The following is a 20,850-nucleotide window of genomic DNA, read 5'->3' as shown; positions in this document are numbered from 1 at the left end:
CTTAACGTCCCAGATAAACTTCAATGACCTGCTCATTGGCCTGCACCTCCCGCAGCGATCCCTCCGCCAGCACCTGGCCCTGATGCAGGACCGTCACCCGGTCGGCGATGGTCTCGACAAATCCCATGTCGTGCTCCACCACCATCAGGGAGTGCTGTCCAGCCAGGGTACGAAACAGCTCCGCCGTATACTCCGTTTCCGCATCGGTCATGCCGGCCGCCGGCTCATCAAGCAGCAGCAGATGCGGCTCCTGCACCAGCAGCATGCCGATCTCAAGGAACTGTTTCTGGCCATGGGACAGCAGACCGGCCTGGCGGTAGCGCTCGCCGTCGAGACGCAGCAGGCGCAGTACCTCATTCAGCCGATCGTCCTGTTCGCTGCTCAGCCGGGCGCGCAGGCTGGCCCACACCGATTTATCTCCCTTCATCGCCAGGGCGAGATTTTCCGCCACCGTCAGCGCTTCGAAGACCGTCGGCTTCTGAAACTTGCGCCCGATGCCCTGGCGGGCGATGGCCACCGGGTCAAGAGTGGTCAGATCCACCGACTGGTCATAGAGCGCTTTGCCGCTTTGCGGCCGGGTCTTGCCGGTGATCACGTCCATCAGGGTAGTCTTGCCCGCCCCGTTGGGGCCGATCACGCAGCGCAGTTCGCCGACGCCTATCGCCAGCGACAGATCCGTCAGCGCCCGGAAACCGTCAAAGCTGACGTTGATATTCTCCAGCTGCAGCACCGGATCGGTTTGTTCGCGAAAGCGATCGCCGGGCAGCTGACGGGTAAACAGTCCTTCATCCGGTTGCATTAGCGGTCTCCTCGACGCAGCAGGCCCATCACTCCGCGGGGTAAAAACAGGGTCACGATGATGAAGATGAGGCCCAGAAACAGCTGCCAGTACTCTGGCATCGCCACGGTGAAAATGCTTTTCGCGCCGTTGACCAGCCCGGCGCCAAGCACCGGGCCGATCAGGGTGCCGCGCCCGCCGAGCGCGACCCAGATGGCGGCCTCGATGGAGTTGGTCGGCGACATTTCGCTGGGATTGATGATCCCGACCTGCGGGACATATAACGCCCCCGCCAGACCGCAGAGCACCGCCGACAGCGTCCATACCAGCAGCTTGAAGCCGCGCGGGTCGTACCCGCAGAACATCAGCCGGTTTTCGGCGTCACGTACCGCGGTGAGGATCCGGCCAAACTTACTCTGCGCCAGCGCCGAGCCCAGCCACAGGGTCAGCAACAGCAGCAAAACCGTGGCCATAAACAGGGTGGCGCGGGTGCCGGTGGCGGTGACCGGAAAACCCAGCAGCGTGGTAAAACCGGTGAAGCCGTTGTTGCCGCCAAACCCGGTCTCGTTGCGAAAGAACAGCAGCATACCGGCATAGGTCAGGGCCTGGGTCATGATCGAGAAATAGACCCCTTTGATCTTCGAGCGAAAGGCAAACCAGCCGAAAACCAGGGCCAGCAGACCGGGAACCAGCACCACCAGCGCCATCGCCCAGGCGAAATGCTGCGTGCCCCACCAGAACCAGGGCAGCTCGCTCCAGGAGAGAAAAGACATAAACGCCGGCAGACCGTCGCCCGCCGCCTGGCGCATCAGGTACATCCCCATGGCGTACCCGCCGAGGGCAAAGAAGATCCCGTGCCCCAGCGACAGCATGCCCGCATAGCCCCAGACCAGATCCAGCGCCACCGCCACAATGGCGTAGCAGAGGATTTTGCCGCTCAGCGTCAGCAGCCAGCTCGGCACCGCCAGCGGATGCGAGGCCGGCAGCAGCGCCAGGAATGGCATACTCAGCAGCCCCAGCACCAGCAGGATCCCCAACCAGCGCAGAGGCCGCGGCGCGCGCTGCGCCAGCGTTAAGGTGATTGGTTGGCTCATCAGTCAATAACCCTCCCTTTCAGCGCGAACAGACCCTGCGGGCGTTTCTGAATAAACAGAATAATCATCACCAGGATCAGGATTTTGCCCAGCACCGCGCCCATTTGGGGTTCGAGAATTTTGTTGAAAATGCCCAGCCCAAAGGCCGCCGCCACGCTGCCGGCCAGCTGGCCGACGCCGCCCAGCACCACTACCAGAAACGAGTCGATGATGTATCCCTGACCCAGTTCAGGCCCGACGTTGCCAAGCTGCGACAGCGCCACGCCGCCCAGCCCGGCAATACCGGAGCCGAGGCCAAAAGCCAGCATATCCACCCGCCCGGTAGGCACGCCGCAGCAGGCGGCCATCGCCCGGTTCTGCGTCACGGCGCGGACGTTCATCCCCAGACGGGTACGGTTCAGGATGAGCCAGGTAAAACACAGCACCAGCAGGACGAACGCCAGCACCGCCAGCCGATTCCACGGCAGGATCAGGTTCGGCAGGACCTGAACGCCGCCGGAGAGCCAGGCCGGGTTTGCCACCTCCACGTTCTGCGCGCCAAACAGCATCCTCACCAGCTGGATAAGCATCAGGCTGATCCCCCAGGTGGCGAGCAGCGTTTCCAGCGGCCGACCATACAGATGACGAATAATGGTGCGCTCCAGCGCCATGCCGATCCCGGCGGTCACCAGAAACGCCACCGGCAGCGCGACCAGCGGATAAAAGGCCAGCCATTGCGGCGCGAGCTGCGCCAGCGCCTGCTGTACCAGCCAGCAGCTGTAGGCGCCGATCATTAACATCTCACCGTGGGCCATGTTAATCACCCCCAGCAGGCCATAGGTGATCGCCAGCCCCAGCGCGGCCAGCAACAGCACCGATCCCAGCGACAGCCCCATAAAGGCCTGGCCCAGCAGATCGCCGAGCAGCAGACGATGTTTGATCTTTTGCAGGCTGTCGCTGGCCGCCTCGCGCACCGCCGCATCCGGCTCATGCTGGGCATCGGTAAAGGGGATCAGCAGCGCCTGGGTTTCCGGGTCCGCGGAATGGCCAAGCAGCGTCACGGCGGCCAGCCGCGCGCTGGCCTCAGGCTGAGTGAGCTGCAGGCGCGCCAGCGCCACCTCCAGCAGGCCCCGCACATTTTCATCGGTTTCTGCCTGCAGCCGCTGTTGCAGCAGCGCGGCCATGGCCGGGGTCGCTTCCCGCTGAAGCGTGCGCGCGGCGGAAGCTCTCTCCGTGACGTTGTCACTTAATATAAGGTGGCTGGCCAGCGCGCCGGCAGCCAGATTGCGTAGCCGGTTGGTCAGACGGACCGGTCGGGTTTCGCCCTGCGGCGCGGCGGCAGCGCCCAATGGCTGTAATCCGCCCTGTCGGGTGCGGAAAGCATGTTTTCCGTCGTCCATCACCAGGCTCTCGGTGGTCAACGCCCGCAGCAGCGGCAGACGATCCGCCTGCGGCGCTGCCGCCCACTGGGTCAACAGCTGCGCCTGCTGGCTGCGGCTGGCGGCAACAAAGTCGTCCGCCTCCGCGGCCTGCGCCCGCCACGGCAGCAGGATCAGCAGTAGCGCCAACACACTCATGAGACGCAATGCGTTCATGTCGTTCTCCTCTGGTCAGCAGCCGACGGGCGCTATGCTCCAGCCCCGTCGGCCCTGGCGCTTACTGGCTGACGGTTTTCACCGGATGGTCAGGTTTCTTATCGTTACCGGGGATCCACGGACTCCACGGCTGCGCGCGAACGGGTTTATCGGTCTGCCAGACCACGTTGAACTGACCGTTACCTTCAATTTCACCGATCATCACCGGCTTATGCAGATGATGGTTAGTGGCATCCATGGTCAGGGTAAAACCGGATGGCGCGTTGAAGGTCTGCCCGGCCATCGCCTCGCGCACTTTATCGACATCGGTGGTGCCCGCTTTGGTCACCGCCTGCGCCCACATATGCAGACCCACCCAGGTCGCTTCCATCGGATCGTTGGTCACCACCGTATCGGCATTCGGCAGCTTGTGCGCTTTGGCGTACGCGCGATAGTCGGCGACGAAGGCTTTGTTGGTCGGATTATCGACGGACTCAAAGTAGTTCCATGCCGCGAGGTTGCCGACCAGCGGTTTGGTATCGATGCCGCGCAGCTCCTCTTCCCCCACCGAGAAGGCCACCACCGGCACATCGGTCGCTTTCAGACCCTGGTTAGCCAGCTCTTTGTAGAACGGCACGTTGGAATCGCCATTGATGGTGGAGACCACTGCCGTTTTGCCACCGGCGGAGAATTTTTTGATATTGGCGACGATGGTCTGGTAATCGCTGTAGCCGAACGGGGTGTAGACCTCCTCGATATCTTTGTCCTGGATCCCTTTGGCATGCAGGAAGGCGCGGAGGATCTTGTTGGTGGTGCGCGGATAGACGTAGTCCGTCCCCAGCAGGAAGAAACGTTTGGCGCCGCCGCCATCCTCACTTAGCAGGTATTCCACTGCCGGGATAGCCTGCTGGTTAGGCGCCGCGCCAGTATAGAAGACGTTGGGGGACATCTCTTCCCCTTCATACTGCACCGGGTAGAACAGCAGGCCGTTCAGCTCCTCAAACACCGGCAGCACCGATTTACGTGAGACCGATGTCCAGCAGCCAAACACCACCGCCACTTTATCCTGGGCCAGCAGCTGGCGCGCCTTCTCGGCAAACAGCGGCCAGTTGGAGGCCGGGTCGACCACCACCGGCTCCAGCTTCTTGCCCAGTACCCCGCCTTTGGCGTTGATGTCGTCGATGGCCATCAGCGCGACGTCCTTCAGCGGCGTTTCGGAAATCGCCATCGTTCCCGAGAGCGAATGCATGATCCCGACTTTGATGGTGTCGGCGGCATAGGCCTGGAATGAAAGACCCATAGCCATTACAGAGGCGGAGAGTGCAAAAGCTTTTAATAACGTTCTACGTTGCATGATTCACTCCTGAGTAGCGCAAAAATAAAGAATTAACAGCTAACCAGAGGTGATAAGGCAAAAACGGTGCCAGGTTGTGAAAACAGCAGGATGCGGGACAGGTGGGCGGCGGAGACGGTGGGGACGGCAGCGTTGCCTCATCACGGTGCAACGCTGCGCTAAGAAAGTTATTACCAGACGTCGGCGGCGATCGACGTCACCAGTCGGACTTTTTGCCACTGCTGGTCTTCGCTGAGGGCATTGCCCTCTTCCGTAGAGGCGAAACCGCACTGTGGACTCAGGCAAATCTGCTCGAGCGGCACATACTGCGCGGCCTCAGCGAGACGCGCTTTCACCCCCTGCGGATTCTCCAGCTCGCCATTTTTGGTGGTGATCAGTCCGAGAACCACCTGCTGATGGCCAGGACGAATAAAGCGCAGCGGCGCGAAATCCCCGGAGCGGTCGTTGTCGTACTCAAGGAAGAAGGCATCGACATTGACGCCGCCAAACAGCACCTCGGCCACCGGCTCGTAACCGCCTTCCGAGATCCAGGTTGAACGGAAGTTACCCCGACAGACGTGCAGGCCCACCGTCAGATCGGCCGGCTTACCTTCCAGCGCCTGGTTCAGCACCCGGGCATAAATGCGCGCCAGCGCATCCGGATCGTCGCCGCGCTCGCGTACCTGCTGACGCTGGGCATCGGAGCACAGGTAGGCCCACACGGTATCGTCCAGCTGCAGATAGCGGCAGCCGGCGTCATAAAACGCGCGGATCGCGTCGCGCCAGGTGGTGGCCAGATCGTCGAAGTAGTCGCTAAGATCCGGGTAAACGGTGGCATCAATATCTTTCCGCCCGCCGCGGAAGTGCAGCACGCTCGGGCTGGGAATGGTCATCTTCGGCTGCGCGTCGCCGCTGATGCTTTTCAGATAGCGGAAGTCATCCAGCATCGGGTGGTCGCCAAACGCCAGCTTACCGGTGACGCGAACGCCGTGCGCTTTGGTCTGCACGCCGTTAAACTGGATCCCCTGCTCGGCATCGTAACGTTCAACGCCCTGCAGGCCATCGAAGAAATCGAAATGCCACCATGCGCGCCGAAACTCACCGTCGGTGACCACATGCAGGCCGCAGTCGCATTGCTGCTGAACCAGATGACGGATCGCGTTATTCTCAATCTCGCGTAGCTGACCGGCGTCGATAATCCCCTCAGCCAGCTGCTGACGCGCCTTTTTAATGCTGTCCGGGCGCAAAAAACTGCCGACGATGTCTGCGCGGAACGGGGCCTGTTGACGTTGCATGCTGTCTCCTTAGCGGTGGGCGCGTTAGTTGCCCACCGTGATAGTTCATTATTTGAATTTTTAGACTTCTGGATGGCTATATGTCCAGATACTGGCATGCAGAGTGGTGGGTCGCAAACGAGAATAATTCATGGTACATGAAATATTTTCATTTACCGGAAACAAACGCATAGCCCTCATCTTCCCAGCCGGTGAGTCCGCCGAGCATCATTTTCACCGGCCGCCCGAGCTCAGCCAGCTTCAGCGCGGCAACGTCAGCACCGTTGCAGTGCGGCCCGGCGCAGTAGACCACAAAGAGGGTCTCCGCCGGCCAGGCGGCCATTCGCTCGGCGGTGATCTGGCTGTGCGGGAGATGCTGCGCGCCTGGCAAGTGACGTCTGGCGAAGGCTTCCTCGCTGCCGACCACGTGCAGCAGGACAAAGTCGACCTCGCCGGCACGCTGGGCGCTGTGCACATCGGCGCAGTCGGTCTCAAGATGCAACTTATGGCGGAACCAGCGGATAGCCTCAGCGGAGGTGGCAGGGGGAAATTGGGTTACTACACTCATGGCGTCTTCTCCTTGTCTGTGATAACACTACTTTACTGACGCCCATCACCCTGATCTGCCGACAACCATGACAGAAAACGCTAACATCCTGACAACCCCTTCTGTGACACCGTCACGTCATCAGGTGGTCGCCCTCGCCTACGATGGCCTGTGCACCTTTGAGTTTGGCGTAGCCGTGGAGATCTTCGGCCTGCCGCGCCCGGAAATGGGTGACAACTGGTACCACTTTGCCGTCGCCGCCGTCGATGAAGGGCCGCTGTGCGCTACCGGCGGCATCCGCCTGATGACTGACGGCGGGCCTGAACTTCTCGCCCAGGCGGATACGATTGTGGTCCCCGGCTGGCGCGGTGTCGACGCCCCGGTCCCCGAGGCGCTGTGCGCCGCCCTCGTTGCCGCCCACGCCCGCGGATGCCGGATTATTTCCATCTGTTCCGGGGTGTTCGTTCTCGCCGCCGCCGGGCTGCTCAATGACCGCCAGGCAACGACCCACTGGCGCTACACCGCGGCGCTGCAGTCGCGTTTCCCGCAGATCCAGGTGGTGGAGGACGTCCTTTACGTGGGCGATGCTTTGCTGATGACTTCCGCCGGCAGCGCGGCGGGGATCGACCTTTGTCTGCATCTGGTGCGCGAGGATTTCGGCAGCGAAGCCGCCAACGTCGTCGCCCGCCGCCTGGTAGTCTCTCCCCATCGCGACGGCGGTCAGGCGCAGCAGGTCCTGCGCCCGGTAGCCCGCAGCCGGGAGAGCCAGCGCCTTGGGCAGCTGTTTGACTATCTGCACCAGCATCTTGCCGCCAGCCATACCGTCGCTTCCCTCGCCCAGCGCGCCGGCATGGGACCACGCACTTTCCTGCGCCGCTTTGAGGAGGCCACCGGTAAAACACCCGCCCGCTGGCTGCTGGACGAGCGGCTGCTGCGCGCCCGCCAGCACCTGACGGAGAGCACGATGTCCATCGATCAGATCGCTGAGCGCTGCGGGTTTGCCAGCGCCGGCACCCTGCGTCACCATTTTCGCCAGCACTTCGCGCTCAGTCCGCTGCAGTACCGGAAACAGTTTGCTACTTCTCCGATTGCAAAATCGTCGCGGCAACGGACAATAGACGGCCACAGTAAACGGGTCGCCAGGAGGGTCGATGATGAAGAAAGAGTGTCGGGTAGTGATCTATAAAGAGGGGCTGCTGGGCAGCCTGTTTTTTGGCGAAGCCAAGGCGGACCCTGACAAGATGAGCCAGTTTCTCAGCAGCTATACCCGTGAAGGATGGGAAGTGAAAACCATGTCGGTGGAGCGCCGCCGCACCGCCCTGTTCTGGTCGCGGGAAGCGTATCTTTTCGTGCTCGAACGCCCCCTCTGACAGCCTGCGCCTGGTTTACACGTTTAAGCCAGGCGTTTCTAAGCGCCTGCTTTCAGGGCCGACGGATATAGCCCTGCTCCTGCATTTTCTGCATGCCCTCCTCGCTGGCGCAGACCATGCCGGTGGTCAGCATGGCAAAACCAAAGCGCTGATAAAACGTAATTTTATCGGCGACCGCATAGATAAAAATTTTGCCAAAGGGAAGCAACTGCTCCCGGATGGCCAGCATCAACTGTTGTCCGTAACCCTGCCCCTGACGTTCGGGGACGATCGCCACATCCGCCAGATAGCTGCTCCAGGTACAGTCGCTGATGGCTCGCGCCACGGCAATCAGCTGGCCGTTCTCATAGCCAAACCAGCAGAAGGTGCTCTGGCGGAACGCCTGCTCCAGTTGCTGAACATCGCGCTCATTCAATCCGGCCTCGGCGATAATGGTTCGCACCCGCTGCCAGTCCACCCGCGCGATCGCCTCTTTACCCTCTATCACCATCATACCCTTGCCTCCCGTCGTCTCCCGGATGGAGCCCCGGAAGCAAGATCTAGCATGCCGCGGCAGGATATGCCAGGCGGAAAGGCGAACGGAAGAAAACGGTAGAGGCGGGCGACGGCAAAAAAAAACCGCCATATGACTGGCGGTAAATCAATGCTTGCATGGATAGATTGTGTTTTGCATTTTTCGCAGACAGATAATCCTGACCTCTCTACGTTTGATGACGAGGTTAACAGAGTCAACCTCAATAAAGCCTCAACGGCCTGCGCTAAAGTTTTTCCACCAGCGCTTTCAGTTGCGCGAGGGTCTGCTGCTGATCCTCCGCGACGGCGGCGGGCCAGGCCGACTGGCGCACAATAAGCCGGGTCGGCAGCAGTTCGCGGATCCGCAGCTGCGGGGCCGCCATCAGGGCGATCAGCCGTTCCACCGCCCGCTTGCCCAGCAGATCGAAGTCCTGCGCCACCGTGGTGAGCGGCGGCTGGAAGTAGAGACTGTCGGCGGTGTCGTCATAGCCGGTCACCGATACCGCCTGGCTACCGCTGCGATTAAGCTGGGCGAGCGCGCTGAGCACGCCGAGCGCCATTTGATCGTTCGCCACCACAATCGCGCTGATCCGCGGCTGCAGATGCAGCAGCTCGAACGTTTTTTGCCAGCCGCTGGCGGCGCTCCAGTCGCCGAACACCGTTGTTGAGCGAGCGATATTCAGACTGTGCAGCGCCTCGCGCCAGCTGGCGAGGCGCAGACGGGCGGAAACCGAACTTTCCGGCCCCGCCAGCAGGCCGAATTCGCGATGCCCCAGCTCCCACAGGTGGCGTACGCAGGCTCCGCAGCCGTCGCGGTGGTCGAAGCGCACGCAGCAGACATCGGCCTCCGGGGAGACGTCAAGAAACAGGCAGGCCATATCCGGGTTCTCTTGCACCAGCCGCTCGGCGGTGGCGCTCTCCAGGGGCAGACTGACGATCACCCCGCGAATATGCTGGGCGCGCAGCTCATCCAGCCGCGCCTGCAGCGCGACAAAATCGGCCTGCGCCGGCATCGCTATCGCCACTTCCAGCTGATGCAGGCTGGCATGGCTTTTTATCGCGGCGGCGATCTGCGAGGGGGCATGCAGCGTCAGCGAGGCGGTAATCAGCCCGATGGAGGGCGCTGCCTTGCCGGCAAGCAACTGCGCCGAGCGGTTAGGCACGTAGTGTAGCGTCTGCATCGCGCGGATCACCTGCTCCCGGGTGCGGGCTGACACCACCTCAGGACGGTTCAGCACCCGGGAGACGGTCTGTTGGGAGACACCCGCCGCGCGGGCGACGTCCTCAAGGGTTGCGGTACGACGCGGCATCTTTTCTCCTCAGCGATAACAATGTCGTGCGCTAACATTTTATGTTTAACGCACGACAAAAAACAGCGTTTTGCCCCCGCTTTCGTGATCGTCTGTTCATTTCATTTCCAGCGTGATTGCTGGAAAAAACAAATTACCCGATAACGTTAATCATCATGTTTAGCGAACGACATTTTCTGACTTACCGGGGATTAAAATGCAAATTAGCGATACCGGCCACAGCCACGCGCCCGACTTTAACGCCGTCCTCGCCCGTGAAGACTGGCAGAACCAGACCATTACCCACCTTAACCGCCTGCCGGCGCATCCCGCTTTCGCCAGCTGGCGCGATGAGCTTGCCGCCCGGGATAACCATCCCTCCACACGCCGTCGTCAGCTGGACGGCGAGTGGCAGTTCGCTTACGCCCGCAGCCCGTTTGCCGTCGATGCGCAGTGGCTGACGCAGGACCTGCCGGACAGCCGCAGCACGCCAGTGCCTTCCAACTGGCAGATGGAGGGCTATGACGCGCCGATCTACACCAACGTCCGCTATCCCATCGATACCACGCCACCGCGGGTACCGGAGGATAACCCGACCGGCTGTTATTCCCTGCACGTTGAGATCGAAGAAGCCTGGCGAGCGGATGGACAGACGCAGATTATTTTCGATGGCGTCAACTCGGCGTTTCATCTGTGGTGCAATGGCGTCTGGGTCGGCTATTCGCAGGACAGTCGCCTGCCGGCAGCGTTCGATCTCAGCCCCTTCCTGCGCCCGGGCGACAACCGCCTGTGCGTGATGGTCATGCGCTGGAGCGCCGGCAGCTGGCTGGAAGACCAGGATATGTGGCGGATGAGCGGCATTTTCCGCTCGGTGTGGCTGCTGAATAAGCCGCAGCAACGGCTATGCGACGTGCAGTTGACGCCAGCCCTCGACGCCCTCTACCGCGACGGCAATCTGCAGGTCCAGGCGACTATCGAAGCGACAGAGGCGGCCCTTGCCGGGCTCAGCGTCGGGGTTAGCCTGTGGCGCGGCGAGGAGCAGGTCGCCGCCGGGCGGCAGCCGTTAGGCACCCCGGCGGTGGATGAACGCGGCCACTACGCGGAACGGGTCGATTTCTCCCTGGCGGTGGCAGCGCCGGCGCACTGGAGCGCGGAAACCCCGAACTGTTATCGCGCCGTGGTCACCCTGTGGCGCGGCGACGAACTGCTGGAGGCCGAAGCATGGGACATCGGTTTTCGCCGCATCGAGATTGCCGATGGCCTGCTGCGTCTCAACGGCAAACCGCTGCTGATCCGCGGCGTTAACCGCCATGAGCATCATCATTTGCGCGGTCAGGTGGTCACCGAGGCGGATATGGTGCAGGACATTCTGTTGATGAAGCAGAACAACTTTAACGCCGTGCGCTGCTCGCACTACCCCAACGCGCCGCGCTGGTATGAACTCTGCAACCGCTACGGTCTGTACGTGGTCGATGAAGCCAATATTGAAACCCACGGGATGGTGCCGATGAATCGGCTGTCCGACGATCCGGCGTGGCTGCCAGCCTTCAGCGCCCGCGTCACCCGGATGGTACAGAGCAACCGCAACCATCCGTGCATTATCATCTGGTCGCTGGGCAACGAGTCCGGCGGCGGCGGTAACCACGAAGCGCTGTACCACTGGCTGAAACGCAACGACCCGAGCCGTCCGGTGCAGTACGAGGGCGGCGGCGCGGATACCACCGCCACCGATATTATCTGTCCGATGTACGCCCGCGTCGAACGCGACCAGCCGATCCCGGCGGTACCCAAATGGGGGATCAAAAAATGGATCAGCCTGCCCGGCGAGCAGCGGCCGCTGATCCTTTGCGAATATGCCCACGCGATGGGCAACAGCCTCGGCAACTTCGCCGATTACTGGCAGGCCTTCCGCGAGTATCCGCGATTACAGGGCGGGTTTATCTGGGACTGGGCCGATCAGGCGATCCGCAAAATCTTTGACGACGGCAGCGTCGGCTGGGCCTATGGCGGCGACTTTGGCGATAAGCCTAACGATCGCCAGTTCTGTATGAATGGTCTGGTGTTTCCCGATCGCACGCCGCATCCGTCGCTGGTGGAGGCGAAGCACGCCCAGCAGTATTTTCAGTTCACGCTGCTGTCGACCGCGCCGCTGCGGGTGCGCATCACCAGCGAATACCTGTTCCGCCCAACCGATAACGAAGTGGTGCGCTGGCAGGTGCAGTCGGCCGGTGAAACCCTGTATCACGGCAACCTGACCCTGGCGCTGCCCCCTGAGGGCAGCGACGAGATAACGCTGCTCGACAGCCTGATCCTGCCTGAAGGCGCCCGCGCGGTGTGGCTGACGCTGGAGGTGACCCAGCCCCGGGCGACCGCCTGGTCAGAAGCGGAACACCGCGTCGCCTGGCAACAGTTTCCCCTGCCCGCCCCGCTGGCGCTGCCGGCGCCCACCGTGCCTGCCGGCGCTCCGGATCTTATCGTCAGCGACGAGGTCTGGCAGATCCGCGCCGGTTCGCAATGCTGGACCATCGATCGCCGGACGGGTCTGCTGAGCCACTGGTCGGTTGGCGGTCAGGAGCAGCTGTTGACCCCCCTGCGTGACCAGTTTATTCGCGCGCCGCTCGACAACGACATCGGGGTCAGCGAAGTAGAGCGCATCGACCCCAACGCCTGGGTGGAGCGCTGGAAAAGCGCCGGCCTGTACGATCTTGAGGCGCGCTGCGTCCAGTGCGATGCGCAGCGCCTGGCAAATGAAACCCTCGTCGACTGTCGCTGGCACTATCTGCGCGGCGAAGAGGTAGTGATTGTCAGCCACTGGCGCATGCACTTCACCGCGGACGGTACGCTGCGGCTGGCGGTGGACGGCGAACGGGCAGAAACCCTGCCGCCGCTGCCGCGGGTCGGGCTGCACTTCCAGGTGGCGGATCAGCAGGCGCCGGTGAGCTGGCTGGGGCTGGGGCCGCATGAGAACTACCCCGACCGGCGGAGCAGCGCCTGCTTCGCCCGCTGGGAGCAGCCGCTGGCGGCGATGACGACGCCCTACATCTTCCCGACGGAAAACGGCCTGCGCTGTGATACCCAGGCGCTGGACTGGGGACGCTGGCACGTCAGCGGTCATTTCCACTTCTCCGTTCAGCCGTGGAGTACCCGTCAGCTGATGGAGACCGACCACTGGCACAAGATGCAGGCCGAAGACGGCGTGTGGATCACCCTCGACGGCCTGCATATGGGGGTGGGCGGCGATGACTCCTGGACCCCCAGCGTGCTACCGCAGTGGCTCCTGAGCCAAACGCGCTGGCAGTACGAGGTCTCTTTGCGTTGCCTTTAATCCGTGGGGGCGACAGCCCCCACCCTACAAACAGAATAACAAGGGATCATGGTGATGAAATTCTCTGAACTGGCGCCACGAGAACGGCATAATTTTGTCTATTTCCTGCTGTTCTTTTTCTTTTACTATTTCATTATGTCGGCCTACTTTCCGTTTTTTCCGGTGTGGCTGGCGGACGTTAACCATTTAACCAAAACGGAAACCGGGATCGTTTTCTCGTCTATTTCGTTATTCGCCATTATTTTTCAGCCGGTGTTTGGCCTGATGTCGGATAAGCTCGGCCTGCGCAAACATCTGCTGTGGACTATTACGGTGCTGTTAATTCTGTTCGCACCGTTCTTTATTTTCGTTTTTTCACCGCTGCTGCAAATGAATATTATCGCCGGGGCGCTGGCGGGCGGGATCTATCTGGGGATTGTTTTCTCCAGCGGCTCCGGGGCGGTGGAAGCCTATATCGAGCGCGTCAGCCGGGCCAACCGCTTTGAATATGGCAAAGTGCGGGTCGCAGGCTGCGTCGGCTGGGCGCTGTGCGCCTCGATAACCGGCGTGCTGTTCGGCATCGATCCCAACATCACCTTCTGGATCGCCTCCGGTTTTGCGCTGGTGCTCGGTCTGCTGCTCTGGCTGTCGCGACCGGAAAGCAGCAACAGCGCCGAGGTTATCGAGGCGCTGGGCGCCAATCGCCAGGCCTTTTCGCTGCGCACGGCGGCAGAGCTGCTGCGTATGCCGCGCTTCTGGGGCTTTATCGTCTATGTGATCGGCGTCGCCAGCGTCTATGACGTGTTTGACCAGCAGTTCGCCAACTTTTTCAAAAGCTTTTTCGCCAGCCCGCAGCGCGGGACCGAAGTGTTTGGCTTTGTTACCACCGGCGGCGAGCTGCTCAACGCGCTAATTATGTTCTGCGCCCCGGCCATCGTTAACCGCATCGGCGCCAAAAACGCCCTGCTGACCGCGGGGATGATCATGTCGGTGCGTATTCTCGGGTCGTCTTTTGCCTCATCGGCGGTGGAGGTGGTGATCCTCAAGATGCTGCATATGTTTGAGATCCCCTTCCTGCTGGTCGGGACCTTTAAATATATCTCCTCCGCCTTTAACCCGCGGCTCTCGGCCACCCTGTTTCTGATCGGCTTTAACCTGTCGAAACAGCTTTCCGGGGTGGTGCTTTCCGCCTGGGTCGGCCGGATGTACGACACCGTCGGCTTCCATCAGGCTTATCTGATCCTCGGGTGTATCACCCTGAGCTTCACCCTGCTCTCGTTCTTTACCTTACGGGGCGGGAAAAATCTGCTGCCTGCAGCGGGGACGCAGACCCCCGCCTGACTCCGGCGCCCCCGTCAGGGACGACGGGATTCACTCGACAATCCGCGTCTCCCCGCCGCGATTCTCCAGGGCATAGCGCTGACAAGGCGCCCCGGCGGCAATCAGCTCCGCCAGCTCTGCCGAGTGGCTGGTCAGCCAGATCTGGCTGTAGCGCGAGGCCTCGATAATCAGCCGGGCCAGCGCGGGCAACATGTCGCGATGCAGGCTGTTCTCCGGTTCATTGATCGCCAGAAAGGCCGGCGGGCGCGGGCTGAGCAGCGCAACGGCGAGGCACAGAAAGCGCAGCGTACCGTCAGACATCTCCGCCGCCAGCAGCGGGCGGCGGATCCCCTCGCGACGCATTTTCAGGGCGAAACGTGACTGCTCGTTTTCACAGTAAAACTGGCAGCCAGGAAAGGCGTCGGCGAGGATCTCGTGCAAAATCTCTTCCGCGCCAATTTCGACAATGGTCTGAAAGGCGGCCGCCAGATTATGGCCATCGCTGTCGAGCACTGGCGAACGGTATCCCACGGCCGGCTGACGCAGCGGCGAATGGCGGCCGATGGCGAACTCATGGTAAAACCGCCAGCGGCGCAGGGTCTCCCGCACTCGCGACACCTCGGGAAAACGATGCGGTTCGCCGAGCTGACCGAACACCGACTCGTTTTCATAGATGCTCTCAGTGAACGTACTTTTCTCCCCCGTCACATCGACGAGAAACGCCGCCTGATTCTTACGCTGCAGTATGCGGGAGGAAGGCCGGCGGGAGTAGCCAGCCAGCCAGATATTCTCTTCTTTAACGATGGGATCGAGCATGAACTGCGTCGGATAGGGCAATTTTTCCGGGAAACCTATCTGCAGCTCATAATCGAAGCTGTCGGTCCGGCAGGCGATTTGCAGACGGCGGGGATGACGATCAACGGGCGAACGCTCCCCGGACCACATCATATTCTCCAGACCGCCCTCTTCGCTGATAAACCCCGACAGCTTGCCGTCAGCGGCGGCGGTCAGCAGGTGGATGGCGTTATAAATATTGGATTTGCCGCAGCCGTTGGGGCCGAAGACAATGTTCAGCGGCCCGAGCTCCAGCGCGATATCCCTGACCGAGCGAAAGTTTTGAATACGGATGTACTGAATCATCATAGGTCCTGCCCTGGAAATAGAAGGCTGCCACAGTAGCAGAGCGGCGCCAGGGATACCCTCTCACGCCCTCATTCGGGCAGGGTTTAACAGAACATTTTTTTCATTCCACGGGTCAGGGCGACCCGCGTCAGCTTGTCGCTATCCTGATGGGCTTCACTGAAGACGCCAAAATAATAGCGTTCATCGTCAATGGTTTGACTGACAATACGATAGCTCAGCGGTTGCCCGGATGGGGCACCGTACTGAGCAGGCGTCACCGAGACCTCGGTCGCGTCATCGGCGACGCTGACCAACAGCCCGTCGGCCTTACCTCCCACCAGCATGACCTTAATTATCGGGTGCACCAGTTCCTCCCGGGATGGCGTATATCATTGGCGAACCGCGGAGTCCGGCGGGCATTGTCGTCAACAAACGGCGCCAGCCTGAGTGCGGCATTACGTACTTTCTTATAGTTCATCGCGGCCTTGAGTCAAAAAATAGCGTGCTGAGGCTGGGCTAAATATTGATTATTCGAAATAAAAGATGACAAATGATGAAGGAAAAAAGAGGAATTGTGAATCAGCAAAACGCCGGGTTATTCTTATTTGTCGCCCCTTTGCTCGCCCTTATCGGCCCTCACTCAAGGAAGTATTGCGGTTATGCGTTATGTTCGCCTGTGTGTTATCTCCCTGTTAGCCACCCTGCCACTGGCGGTAGACGCCGGTCCACAGCCGCTTGAGCAGATTAAACAAAGCGAAAGCCAGCTGTCGGGCCGCGTGGGGATGGTGGAAATGGATCTGGCCAGCGGCCGCACGCTGGCCGCCTGGCGCGCCGATGAACGCTTTCCCATGGTGAGCACCTTTAAAGTGCTGCTGTGCGGCGCGGTGCTGGCGCGGGTGGATGCCGGGCTCGAACAACTGGATCGGCGGATCCACTACCGCCAGCAGGATCTGGTGGACTACTCCCCGGTCAGCGAAAAACACCTTGTCGACGGGATGGCGATCGGCGAACTCTGCGCCGCCGCCATCACCCTGAGCGATAACAGCGCTGGCAATCTGCTGCTGGCCACCGTCGGCGGCCCCGCGGGATTAACTGCCTTTCTGCGCCAGATCGGTGACAACGTCACCCGTCTTGACCGCTGGGAAACGGCACTGAATGAGGCGCTTCCCGGCGACGCGCGCGACACCACCACCCCGGCCAGCATGGCCGCCACGCTGCGCAAACTACTGACCGCGCAGCATCTGAGCGCCCGTTCGCAACAGCAACTCCTGCAGTGGATGGTGGACGATCGGGTTGCCGGCCCGCTGATCCGCGCCGTGCTGCCGCCGGGCTGGTTTATCGCCGACAAAACTGGGGCTGGCGAACGGGGTGCGCGCGGCATTGTCGCCCTGCTCGGCCCGGACGGCAAACCGGAGCGCATTGTGGTGCTCTATCTGCGGGATACCCCGGCGAGTATGGCCGAGCGTAATCAACATATCGCCGGGATCGGCGCAGCGCTGATCGAGCACTGGCAACGCTAACCCGGCGGTACCGTGCGTTAGCCGGCCCGCAGCACCTCGCAGGCGTGCCGGGCGATATGACTGGCGGCGGCATCGGACAGATGCCGATCGGTAATAATAGTGGTGAACCGGGTCAAGGGTAACGCCATAAAGGTGGCCACCTGATTGTATTTCGAACTGTCGCACAGCAGGATGCTTCTCGCGCTGACCTGGCTGACGGTCTCCTTGACGGTAACCTTGTTCTCATCAGGGGTGAAAATACCGCGGCTGTCCCAGCCGCTGGCGGAGATAAAGGCCGTATCGATAGCCAGGTGGCGTAACGTTCGCGCCGCCGATTCGCCCACGCAGGAGCGATTCTCCCGGCACAGCGTGCCGCCGGTGTGGATCACGCCGCACTGGCTGGCATCGATCAGCAGTTGGGTTATCTCAAAATCATTGGTCACCACCTGCAGATCATCCCGGTCGAGGATCGCCCGCGCCAGCGCCAGGGTAGTGGTCCCGGCATCGAGATAGATACAGCTGTTTTTGGCGATGTGACTCGCCGCCAGCGCGCCAATCGCCTGTTTCTCCTCGCTCTGCAGCGTGCTTTTCACCAGATGACTGGGTTCCGTGGCCAGCCGGCTGACGGCGCGCACGCCGCCTGAGACGCTGACCAGCAGCCCCTGTTCTTCCAGTTTACTGACGTCCCGACGGATGGTCATATGGGACACGCCGAGGATCTCCGTCAGCTCATTGATGCTTACCGCCCCACGCTGCTCCACCAGGGCTAAAATACGCTGATGTCGTTCTATTGGAATCACCGCTCTCCCCTTACCATTTTTTCACACCAGGCGTCACCACTCGGGCTGCGGACCTGGCGACACCCTGTGTTGTTATCGCGCTTTGCCGCTGTTTTTACGCTATTTTAGGGCAAGAATCGCCGTTGTGCAGCCTCTTTCCGCCTGTGAATTTTTTATATTCATGTAGGTTATTCGTGATAGCTCTCACATAAATTCACATGATAACGCTTTATTCTATCATTAAATCACATTAATTAACGAATATTCACAAGGAGACCATCATGGCTGCACACACTAACGTCTGCGTGATTGGACTGGGTTCAATGGGCATGGGCGCCGCCCGCGCCTGCCTGCAGGCGGGCCTGAACACCTGGGGCGTTGACATCAACCCCGACAACTGTCGCGCACTGCTGGCGGCGGGCGCCAAAGGCGCGGGCCCCAGCGCGGTGCCTTTCGCCGCTGACCTGGATGCGGTCGTCTTGCTGGTGGTCAATGCCGCCCAGGTGCGGGGGATCCTGTTCGGCGAAACCGGCCTCGCCGCCCATCTGAAGCCCGGCACCGTCGTGATGGTGTCGTCCACCATCGCCTCCGCCGATGCCCAGGCGATAGCCGTGGCGCTGGCGGAATACCAGCTATTGATGCTTGACGCGCCGGTATCGGGCGGCGCAGTGAAAGCGGCCGCTGGCGACATGACGGTGATGGCCTCCGGAAGCGATGCCGCCTTTGCCCGCCTCGCGCCGGTACTGGACGCCGTGGCCGGCAAAGTCTACCGCATCGGCAGCGACATCGGCCTTGGCTCGACGGTAAAGATTATTCATCAGCTGCTGGCTGGGGTGCATATCGCTGTTGCCGCCGAAGCGATGGCGCTTGCCGCCCGCGCCGGGATCCCGCTGGAGACGATGTATGACGTGGTGACGCACGCGGCGGGTAATTCCTGGATGTTTGAGAATCGCATGCAGCACGTCCTGGATGGCGATTACTCGCCAAAATCCGCCGTCGATATTTTTGTCAAAGATCTCGGTCTGGTGAATGACACCGCCCGGGCGCTGACCTTCCCGCTGCCGCTCGCCACCACCGCGCTAAATATGTTCACCTCCGCCAGCAATGCCGGATTCGGCCGGGAAGATGACAGCGCGGTGATCAAGATTTTCAACGGCATCACCCTGCCGGGCCACAAACAGTGAGGAGAGATAACATGCAGCTTGGTGTCATTGCCGATGACTTCACCGGCGCCACGGATATCGCCAGCTTTCTCGTGCGCAACGGCATGCCGACGGTGCAACTGAATGGCGTACCGACCCGCGATCTTCCGCTGACCAGCGAGGCGGTGGTCATCAGCCTGAAAACCCGCTCCTGCGCGGTGGAAATGGCCGTCAGCCAGTCGCTGGCCGCCCTGCGCTGGCTGCAGGCCCAGGGCTGTCAGCAATTCTACTTCAAGTACTGTTCCACGTTCGACAGCACCGCGCAGGGCAACATTGGCCCGGTGCTGGACGCCCTGCTGGCCGAGCTGGGTGAGACGCGGACGGTGATTTCCCCGGCGCTGCCGGTGAACGGCCGCACGGTCTATCAGGGGTATCTGTTTGTCGGCGAGCAACTGCTGAATGAGTCCGGGATGCGCCACCATCCGGTGACGCCGATGGAGGATGCGCACCTGGGCCGCTTAATTGAGCGCCAGGGGCGCGGAAAAGCCGCGCTGATTGCCTGGCCGATTGTCGCCCGGGGGCCGGAGGCGGTCGCCACCGCGCTGGCGACAATCAGCGATCCGGCGGTGCGCTATGTGGTGCTCGACGCCCTCAGTGAACAGGATTTGCTCACCCAGGGCGTGGCGCTGCGAGAGATGAAGCTGGTCTCCGGCGGTTCCGGTCTCGCCATCGGCCTCGCCCGCGACTGGGCACAGCGCCATGGCGCCCGGGGTGAAAGCGCTCAGGCGGGCATGCCGCTGGCCGGCCCGGCGGTGGTGCTCTCGGGCTCCTGCTCGGTGATGACCAACAGCCAGGTGGCGGCCTATCGTGAACAGGCCCCCGCCCGCGCCGTCGACTTAAGCGCCTGCTTTACCGATCTGGAGAGCTATGTCACGACGCTGACAGACTGGGTGGACGCGCAGCGCGATGCCCCGCTGGCGCCGATGATCTATGCCACCACCGAGCCGCAAACGCTGCAGCGGATCCAGGCGCAGTATGGCGACAAGGCCAGCAGCGAACGGGTGGAACAGCTGTTTGCCGCCCTTGCCGCCGCCCTGAAGGCGAAAGGATTTACCCGGTTTATTGTGGCCGGAGGGGAAACATCGAGCATTGTGGCGCAGACGCTGGGGGTCGAGGCGTTCCATATTGGGCCGACCATCTCCCCCGGCGTGCCCTGGGTGCGTGACACCCGCCAGCCGCTCTCCCTGGCGCTGAAGTCAGGTAACTTCGGTGATATCCACTTCTTTGCCCGTGCCCAGCAGGAGTTTCGTCATGACTGAGCAACAGCTGCGAGATGAAATGGTGCAGATTGGCGCCTCGTTGTTTAGCCGCGGCTATGCCACCGGCTCCGCCGGCAATCTGTCGCTGCTGCTGCCGGACGGCAACCTGCTGGCGACGCCGACCGGCTCCTGCCTCGGCGAACTGCAGGCGCAGCGGTTGTCGGTGGTGACGCTGCAAGGTGAATGGATCTCCGGCGACAAACCGTCGAAAGAGGTCACTTTTCACCGGGCGGTCTATTTGCACAACCCGGCCTGTAAGGCGATCGTCCACTTGCACAGCCACTATCTGACCGCGCTCTCCTGCCTGCAGGGGCTCGATCCGCACAACTGTATTCGTCCCTTTACCCCCTATGTGGTGATGCGTGTCGGCGACGTCCCGGTGGTTCCCTACTACCGGCCGGGCGATGACCGTATTGCCCAGGCACTGGCCGGACTGGCGCCGCGCTATAACGCCTTTTTACTGGCCAACCACGGTCCGGTGGTCACCGGCTCATCGCTGCGCGAAGCCACCAACAATACCGAAGAGCTGGAAGAGACCGCGCGGCTGATATTTACCCTCGGCAACCGTGAGATCCGCTACCTGACCACTGACGAAGTGGATGAACTGAGATAAA

Annotated in this window: 19 protein-coding genes and 1 pseudogene; 9 read left to right on the top strand and 11 right to left on the bottom strand. The window is 61.6% G+C overall.

Going from position 1 to position 20,850, the window contains the following annotated elements; translation table 11 throughout:
* Window position 1: 1 nt before the first annotated feature.
* The 6 genes from urtD to AS136_RS15810 form a co-directional block, all read right to left on the bottom strand.
* Window positions 2–799 (bottom strand): urea ABC transporter ATP-binding protein UrtD, encoded by a 798-nt coding sequence (urtD, locus tag AS136_RS15835; RefSeq protein ID WP_002904321.1) that lies wholly within the window; start codon window positions 797–799, stop codon window positions 2–4.
* The gene (urtC, locus tag AS136_RS15830) at window positions 799–1,872 is read right to left on the bottom strand and encodes an urea ABC transporter permease subunit UrtC (RefSeq protein ID WP_008804969.1); all 1,074 of its coding nucleotides are present in this window, start codon (window positions 1,870–1,872) and stop codon (window positions 799–801) included. The genes urtD and urtC overlap by 1 nt, the downstream gene beginning before the upstream one ends.
* Window positions 1,872–3,446, bottom strand: a complete 1,575-nt coding sequence (gene urtB / locus AS136_RS15825) for an urea ABC transporter permease subunit UrtB (RefSeq protein ID WP_016160987.1) — start codon at window positions 3,444–3,446, stop codon at window positions 1,872–1,874. The genes urtC and urtB overlap by 1 nt, the downstream gene beginning before the upstream one ends.
* Window positions 3,447–3,507: 61 nt before the next feature.
* Window positions 3,508–4,779: an urea ABC transporter substrate-binding protein gene (gene urtA, locus AS136_RS15820; protein ID WP_012968272.1), complete on the bottom strand. Its 1,272-nt coding sequence runs from the start codon at window positions 4,777–4,779 to the stop codon at window positions 3,508–3,510.
* A 170-nt stretch (window positions 4,780–4,949) separates the two neighbouring features.
* Window positions 4,950–6,053, bottom strand: a complete 1,104-nt coding sequence (locus AS136_RS15815) for a cobalamin-independent methionine synthase II family protein (protein ID WP_063266841.1) — start codon at window positions 6,051–6,053, stop codon at window positions 4,950–4,952.
* 148 nt (window positions 6,054–6,201) lie between these two features.
* A complete protein-coding gene (locus tag AS136_RS15810) occupies window positions 6,202–6,600 on the bottom strand; it encodes a rhodanese-like domain-containing protein (RefSeq protein ID WP_023297584.1) in 399 nt (132 codons plus the stop codon).
* 67 nt (window positions 6,601–6,667) lie between these two features.
* Between AS136_RS15810 and ftrA the strand changes: the two genes are divergently transcribed.
* Both ftrA and AS136_RS15800 read left to right on the top strand, forming a co-directional pair.
* Window positions 6,668–7,765 carry a transcriptional regulator FtrA gene (gene ftrA / locus AS136_RS15805; RefSeq protein ID WP_050887883.1) on the top strand — a complete coding sequence of 366 codons (1,098 nt, stop codon included), beginning with the start codon at window positions 6,668–6,670 and terminating at the stop codon, window positions 7,763–7,765.
* Window positions 7,734–7,949, top strand: a complete 216-nt coding sequence (locus AS136_RS15800; RefSeq protein WP_004205985.1) for a DUF4177 domain-containing protein — start codon at window positions 7,734–7,736, stop codon at window positions 7,947–7,949. The genes ftrA and AS136_RS15800 overlap by 32 nt, the downstream gene beginning before the upstream one ends.
* Before the next feature lie 52 nt (window positions 7,950–8,001).
* On the opposite strand, the gene AS136_RS15795 is transcribed toward AS136_RS15800, so the two are convergent.
* Window positions 8,002–8,442, bottom strand: a complete 441-nt coding sequence (locus AS136_RS15795; RefSeq protein ID WP_016160986.1) for a GNAT family N-acetyltransferase — start codon at window positions 8,440–8,442, stop codon at window positions 8,002–8,004.
* 64 nt (window positions 8,443–8,506) lie between these two features.
* On the opposite strand from AS136_RS15795, the pseudogene AS136_RS29270 reads away from it, so the two are divergent.
* Window positions 8,507–8,700: pseudogene (locus AS136_RS29270) on the top strand (hypothetical protein); the annotation flags it as partial.
* A gap of 7 nt (window positions 8,701–8,707) precedes the next feature.
* Here the strand turns inward: AS136_RS29270 and AS136_RS15790 are convergent.
* Window positions 8,708–9,772, bottom strand: a complete 1,065-nt coding sequence (locus tag AS136_RS15790) for a LacI family DNA-binding transcriptional regulator (protein ID WP_039103364.1) — start codon at window positions 9,770–9,772, stop codon at window positions 8,708–8,710.
* Window positions 9,773–9,968: 196 nt separating this feature from the next.
* Between AS136_RS15790 and AS136_RS15785 the strand changes: the two genes are divergently transcribed.
* Together AS136_RS15785 and AS136_RS15780 are read left to right on the top strand one after the other, a co-directional pair.
* Entirely contained in the window at window positions 9,969–13,076 is a 3,108-nt protein-coding gene (locus AS136_RS15785) for a beta-galactosidase (RefSeq protein WP_063266840.1), read from the top strand.
* A gap of 54 nt (window positions 13,077–13,130) precedes the next feature.
* Entirely contained in the window at window positions 13,131–14,396 is a 1,266-nt protein-coding gene (locus AS136_RS15780) for an MFS transporter (protein WP_008804978.1), read from the top strand.
* A gap of 30 nt (window positions 14,397–14,426) precedes the next feature.
* On the opposite strand, the gene AS136_RS15775 is transcribed toward AS136_RS15780, so the two are convergent.
* Window positions 14,427–15,515, bottom strand: a complete 1,089-nt coding sequence (locus AS136_RS15775) for an AAA family ATPase (protein WP_023297578.1) — start codon at window positions 15,513–15,515, stop codon at window positions 14,427–14,429.
* Between the two features lie 86 nt (window positions 15,516–15,601).
* A complete protein-coding gene (locus AS136_RS15770; protein ID WP_008804980.1) occupies window positions 15,602–15,862 on the bottom strand; it encodes a hypothetical protein in 261 nt (86 codons plus the stop codon).
* A 294-nt stretch (window positions 15,863–16,156) separates the two neighbouring features.
* Between AS136_RS15770 and AS136_RS15765 the strand changes: the two genes are divergently transcribed.
* Complete coding sequence (locus AS136_RS15765) at window positions 16,157–17,017, top strand: class A beta-lactamase LEN-25 (RefSeq protein ID WP_063266839.1); 861 nt, start codon at window positions 16,157–16,159, stop codon at window positions 17,015–17,017.
* A gap of 17 nt (window positions 17,018–17,034) precedes the next feature.
* Here AS136_RS15765 and AS136_RS15760 read toward each other — a convergent pair whose 3' ends face one another.
* Window positions 17,035–17,796 carry a DeoR/GlpR family DNA-binding transcription regulator gene (locus AS136_RS15760; RefSeq protein WP_008804982.1) on the bottom strand — a complete coding sequence of 254 codons (762 nt, stop codon included), beginning with the start codon at window positions 17,794–17,796 and terminating at the stop codon, window positions 17,035–17,037.
* Window positions 17,797–18,056: 260 nt separating this feature from the next.
* Between AS136_RS15760 and ltnD the strand changes: the two genes are divergently transcribed.
* The 3 genes from ltnD to otnC are packed head-to-tail and all read left to right on the top strand — an operon-like array spanning window position 18,057 to window position 20,849.
* On the top strand, window positions 18,057–18,959 hold the full coding sequence (gene ltnD / locus AS136_RS15755; RefSeq protein ID WP_008804983.1) for an L-threonate dehydrogenase: 903 nt from the start codon (window positions 18,057–18,059) through the stop codon (window positions 18,957–18,959).
* Window positions 18,960–18,970: 11 nt separating this feature from the next.
* A complete protein-coding gene (otnK, locus tag AS136_RS15750) occupies window positions 18,971–20,236 on the top strand; it encodes a 3-oxo-tetronate kinase (RefSeq protein WP_063266838.1) in 1,266 nt (421 codons plus the stop codon).
* Complete coding sequence (otnC, locus tag AS136_RS15745) at window positions 20,229–20,849, top strand: 3-oxo-tetronate 4-phosphate decarboxylase (RefSeq protein WP_012541792.1); 621 nt, start codon at window positions 20,229–20,231, stop codon at window positions 20,847–20,849. The genes otnK and otnC overlap by 8 nt, the downstream gene beginning before the upstream one ends.
* Window position 20,850 lies beyond the last annotated feature (1 nt).

This window comes from Klebsiella sp. D5A (assembly GCF_001620885.1).
GTDB classification, from domain to species: domain Bacteria; phylum Pseudomonadota; class Gammaproteobacteria; order Enterobacterales; family Enterobacteriaceae; genus Klebsiella; species Klebsiella variicola.
This window is presented reverse-complemented; position numbering and strand designations above follow the sequence as displayed.

Coding starts and splice junctions, on each gene's coding strand:
- urtC (WP_008804969.1), bottom strand. CDS start 1,872: ATGAGCCAACCAATCACCTTAACGCTGGCGCAGCGCGCGCCGCGGCCT.
- urtA (WP_012968272.1), bottom strand. CDS start 4,779: ATGCAACGTAGAACGTTATTAAAAGCTTTTGCACTCTCCGCCTCTGTA.
- AS136_RS15780 (WP_008804978.1), top strand. CDS start 13,131: ATGAAATTCTCTGAACTGGCGCCACGAGAACGGCATAATTTTGTCTAT.
- AS136_RS15775 (WP_023297578.1), bottom strand. CDS start 15,515: ATGATTCAGTACATCCGTATTCAAAACTTTCGCTCGGTCAGGGATATC.
- urtB (WP_016160987.1), bottom strand. CDS start 3,446: ATGAACGCATTGCGTCTCATGAGTGTGTTGGCGCTACTGCTGATCCTG.
- ltnD (WP_008804983.1), top strand. CDS start 18,057: ATGGCTGCACACACTAACGTCTGCGTGATTGGACTGGGTTCAATGGGC.
- AS136_RS15795 (WP_016160986.1), bottom strand. CDS start 8,442: ATGATGGTGATAGAGGGTAAAGAGGCGATCGCGCGGGTGGACTGGCAG.
- otnK (WP_063266838.1), top strand. CDS start 18,971: ATGCAGCTTGGTGTCATTGCCGATGACTTCACCGGCGCCACGGATATC.
- otnC (WP_012541792.1), top strand. CDS start 20,229: ATGACTGAGCAACAGCTGCGAGATGAAATGGTGCAGATTGGCGCCTCG.
- AS136_RS15800 (WP_004205985.1), top strand. CDS start 7,734: ATGAAGAAAGAGTGTCGGGTAGTGATCTATAAAGAGGGGCTGCTGGGC.
- AS136_RS15765 (WP_063266839.1), top strand. CDS start 16,157: ATGCGTTATGTTCGCCTGTGTGTTATCTCCCTGTTAGCCACCCTGCCA.
- AS136_RS15785 (WP_063266840.1), top strand. CDS start 9,969: ATGCAAATTAGCGATACCGGCCACAGCCACGCGCCCGACTTTAACGCC.
- AS136_RS15810 (WP_023297584.1), bottom strand. CDS start 6,600: ATGAGTGTAGTAACCCAATTTCCCCCTGCCACCTCCGCTGAGGCTATC.
- AS136_RS15815 (WP_063266841.1), bottom strand. CDS start 6,053: ATGCAACGTCAACAGGCCCCGTTCCGCGCAGACATCGTCGGCAGTTTT.
- AS136_RS15790 (WP_039103364.1), bottom strand. CDS start 9,772: ATGCCGCGTCGTACCGCAACCCTTGAGGACGTCGCCCGCGCGGCGGGT.
- urtD (WP_002904321.1), bottom strand. CDS start 799: ATGCAACCGGATGAAGGACTGTTTACCCGTCAGCTGCCCGGCGATCGC.
- ftrA (WP_050887883.1), top strand. CDS start 6,668: ATGACAGAAAACGCTAACATCCTGACAACCCCTTCTGTGACACCGTCA.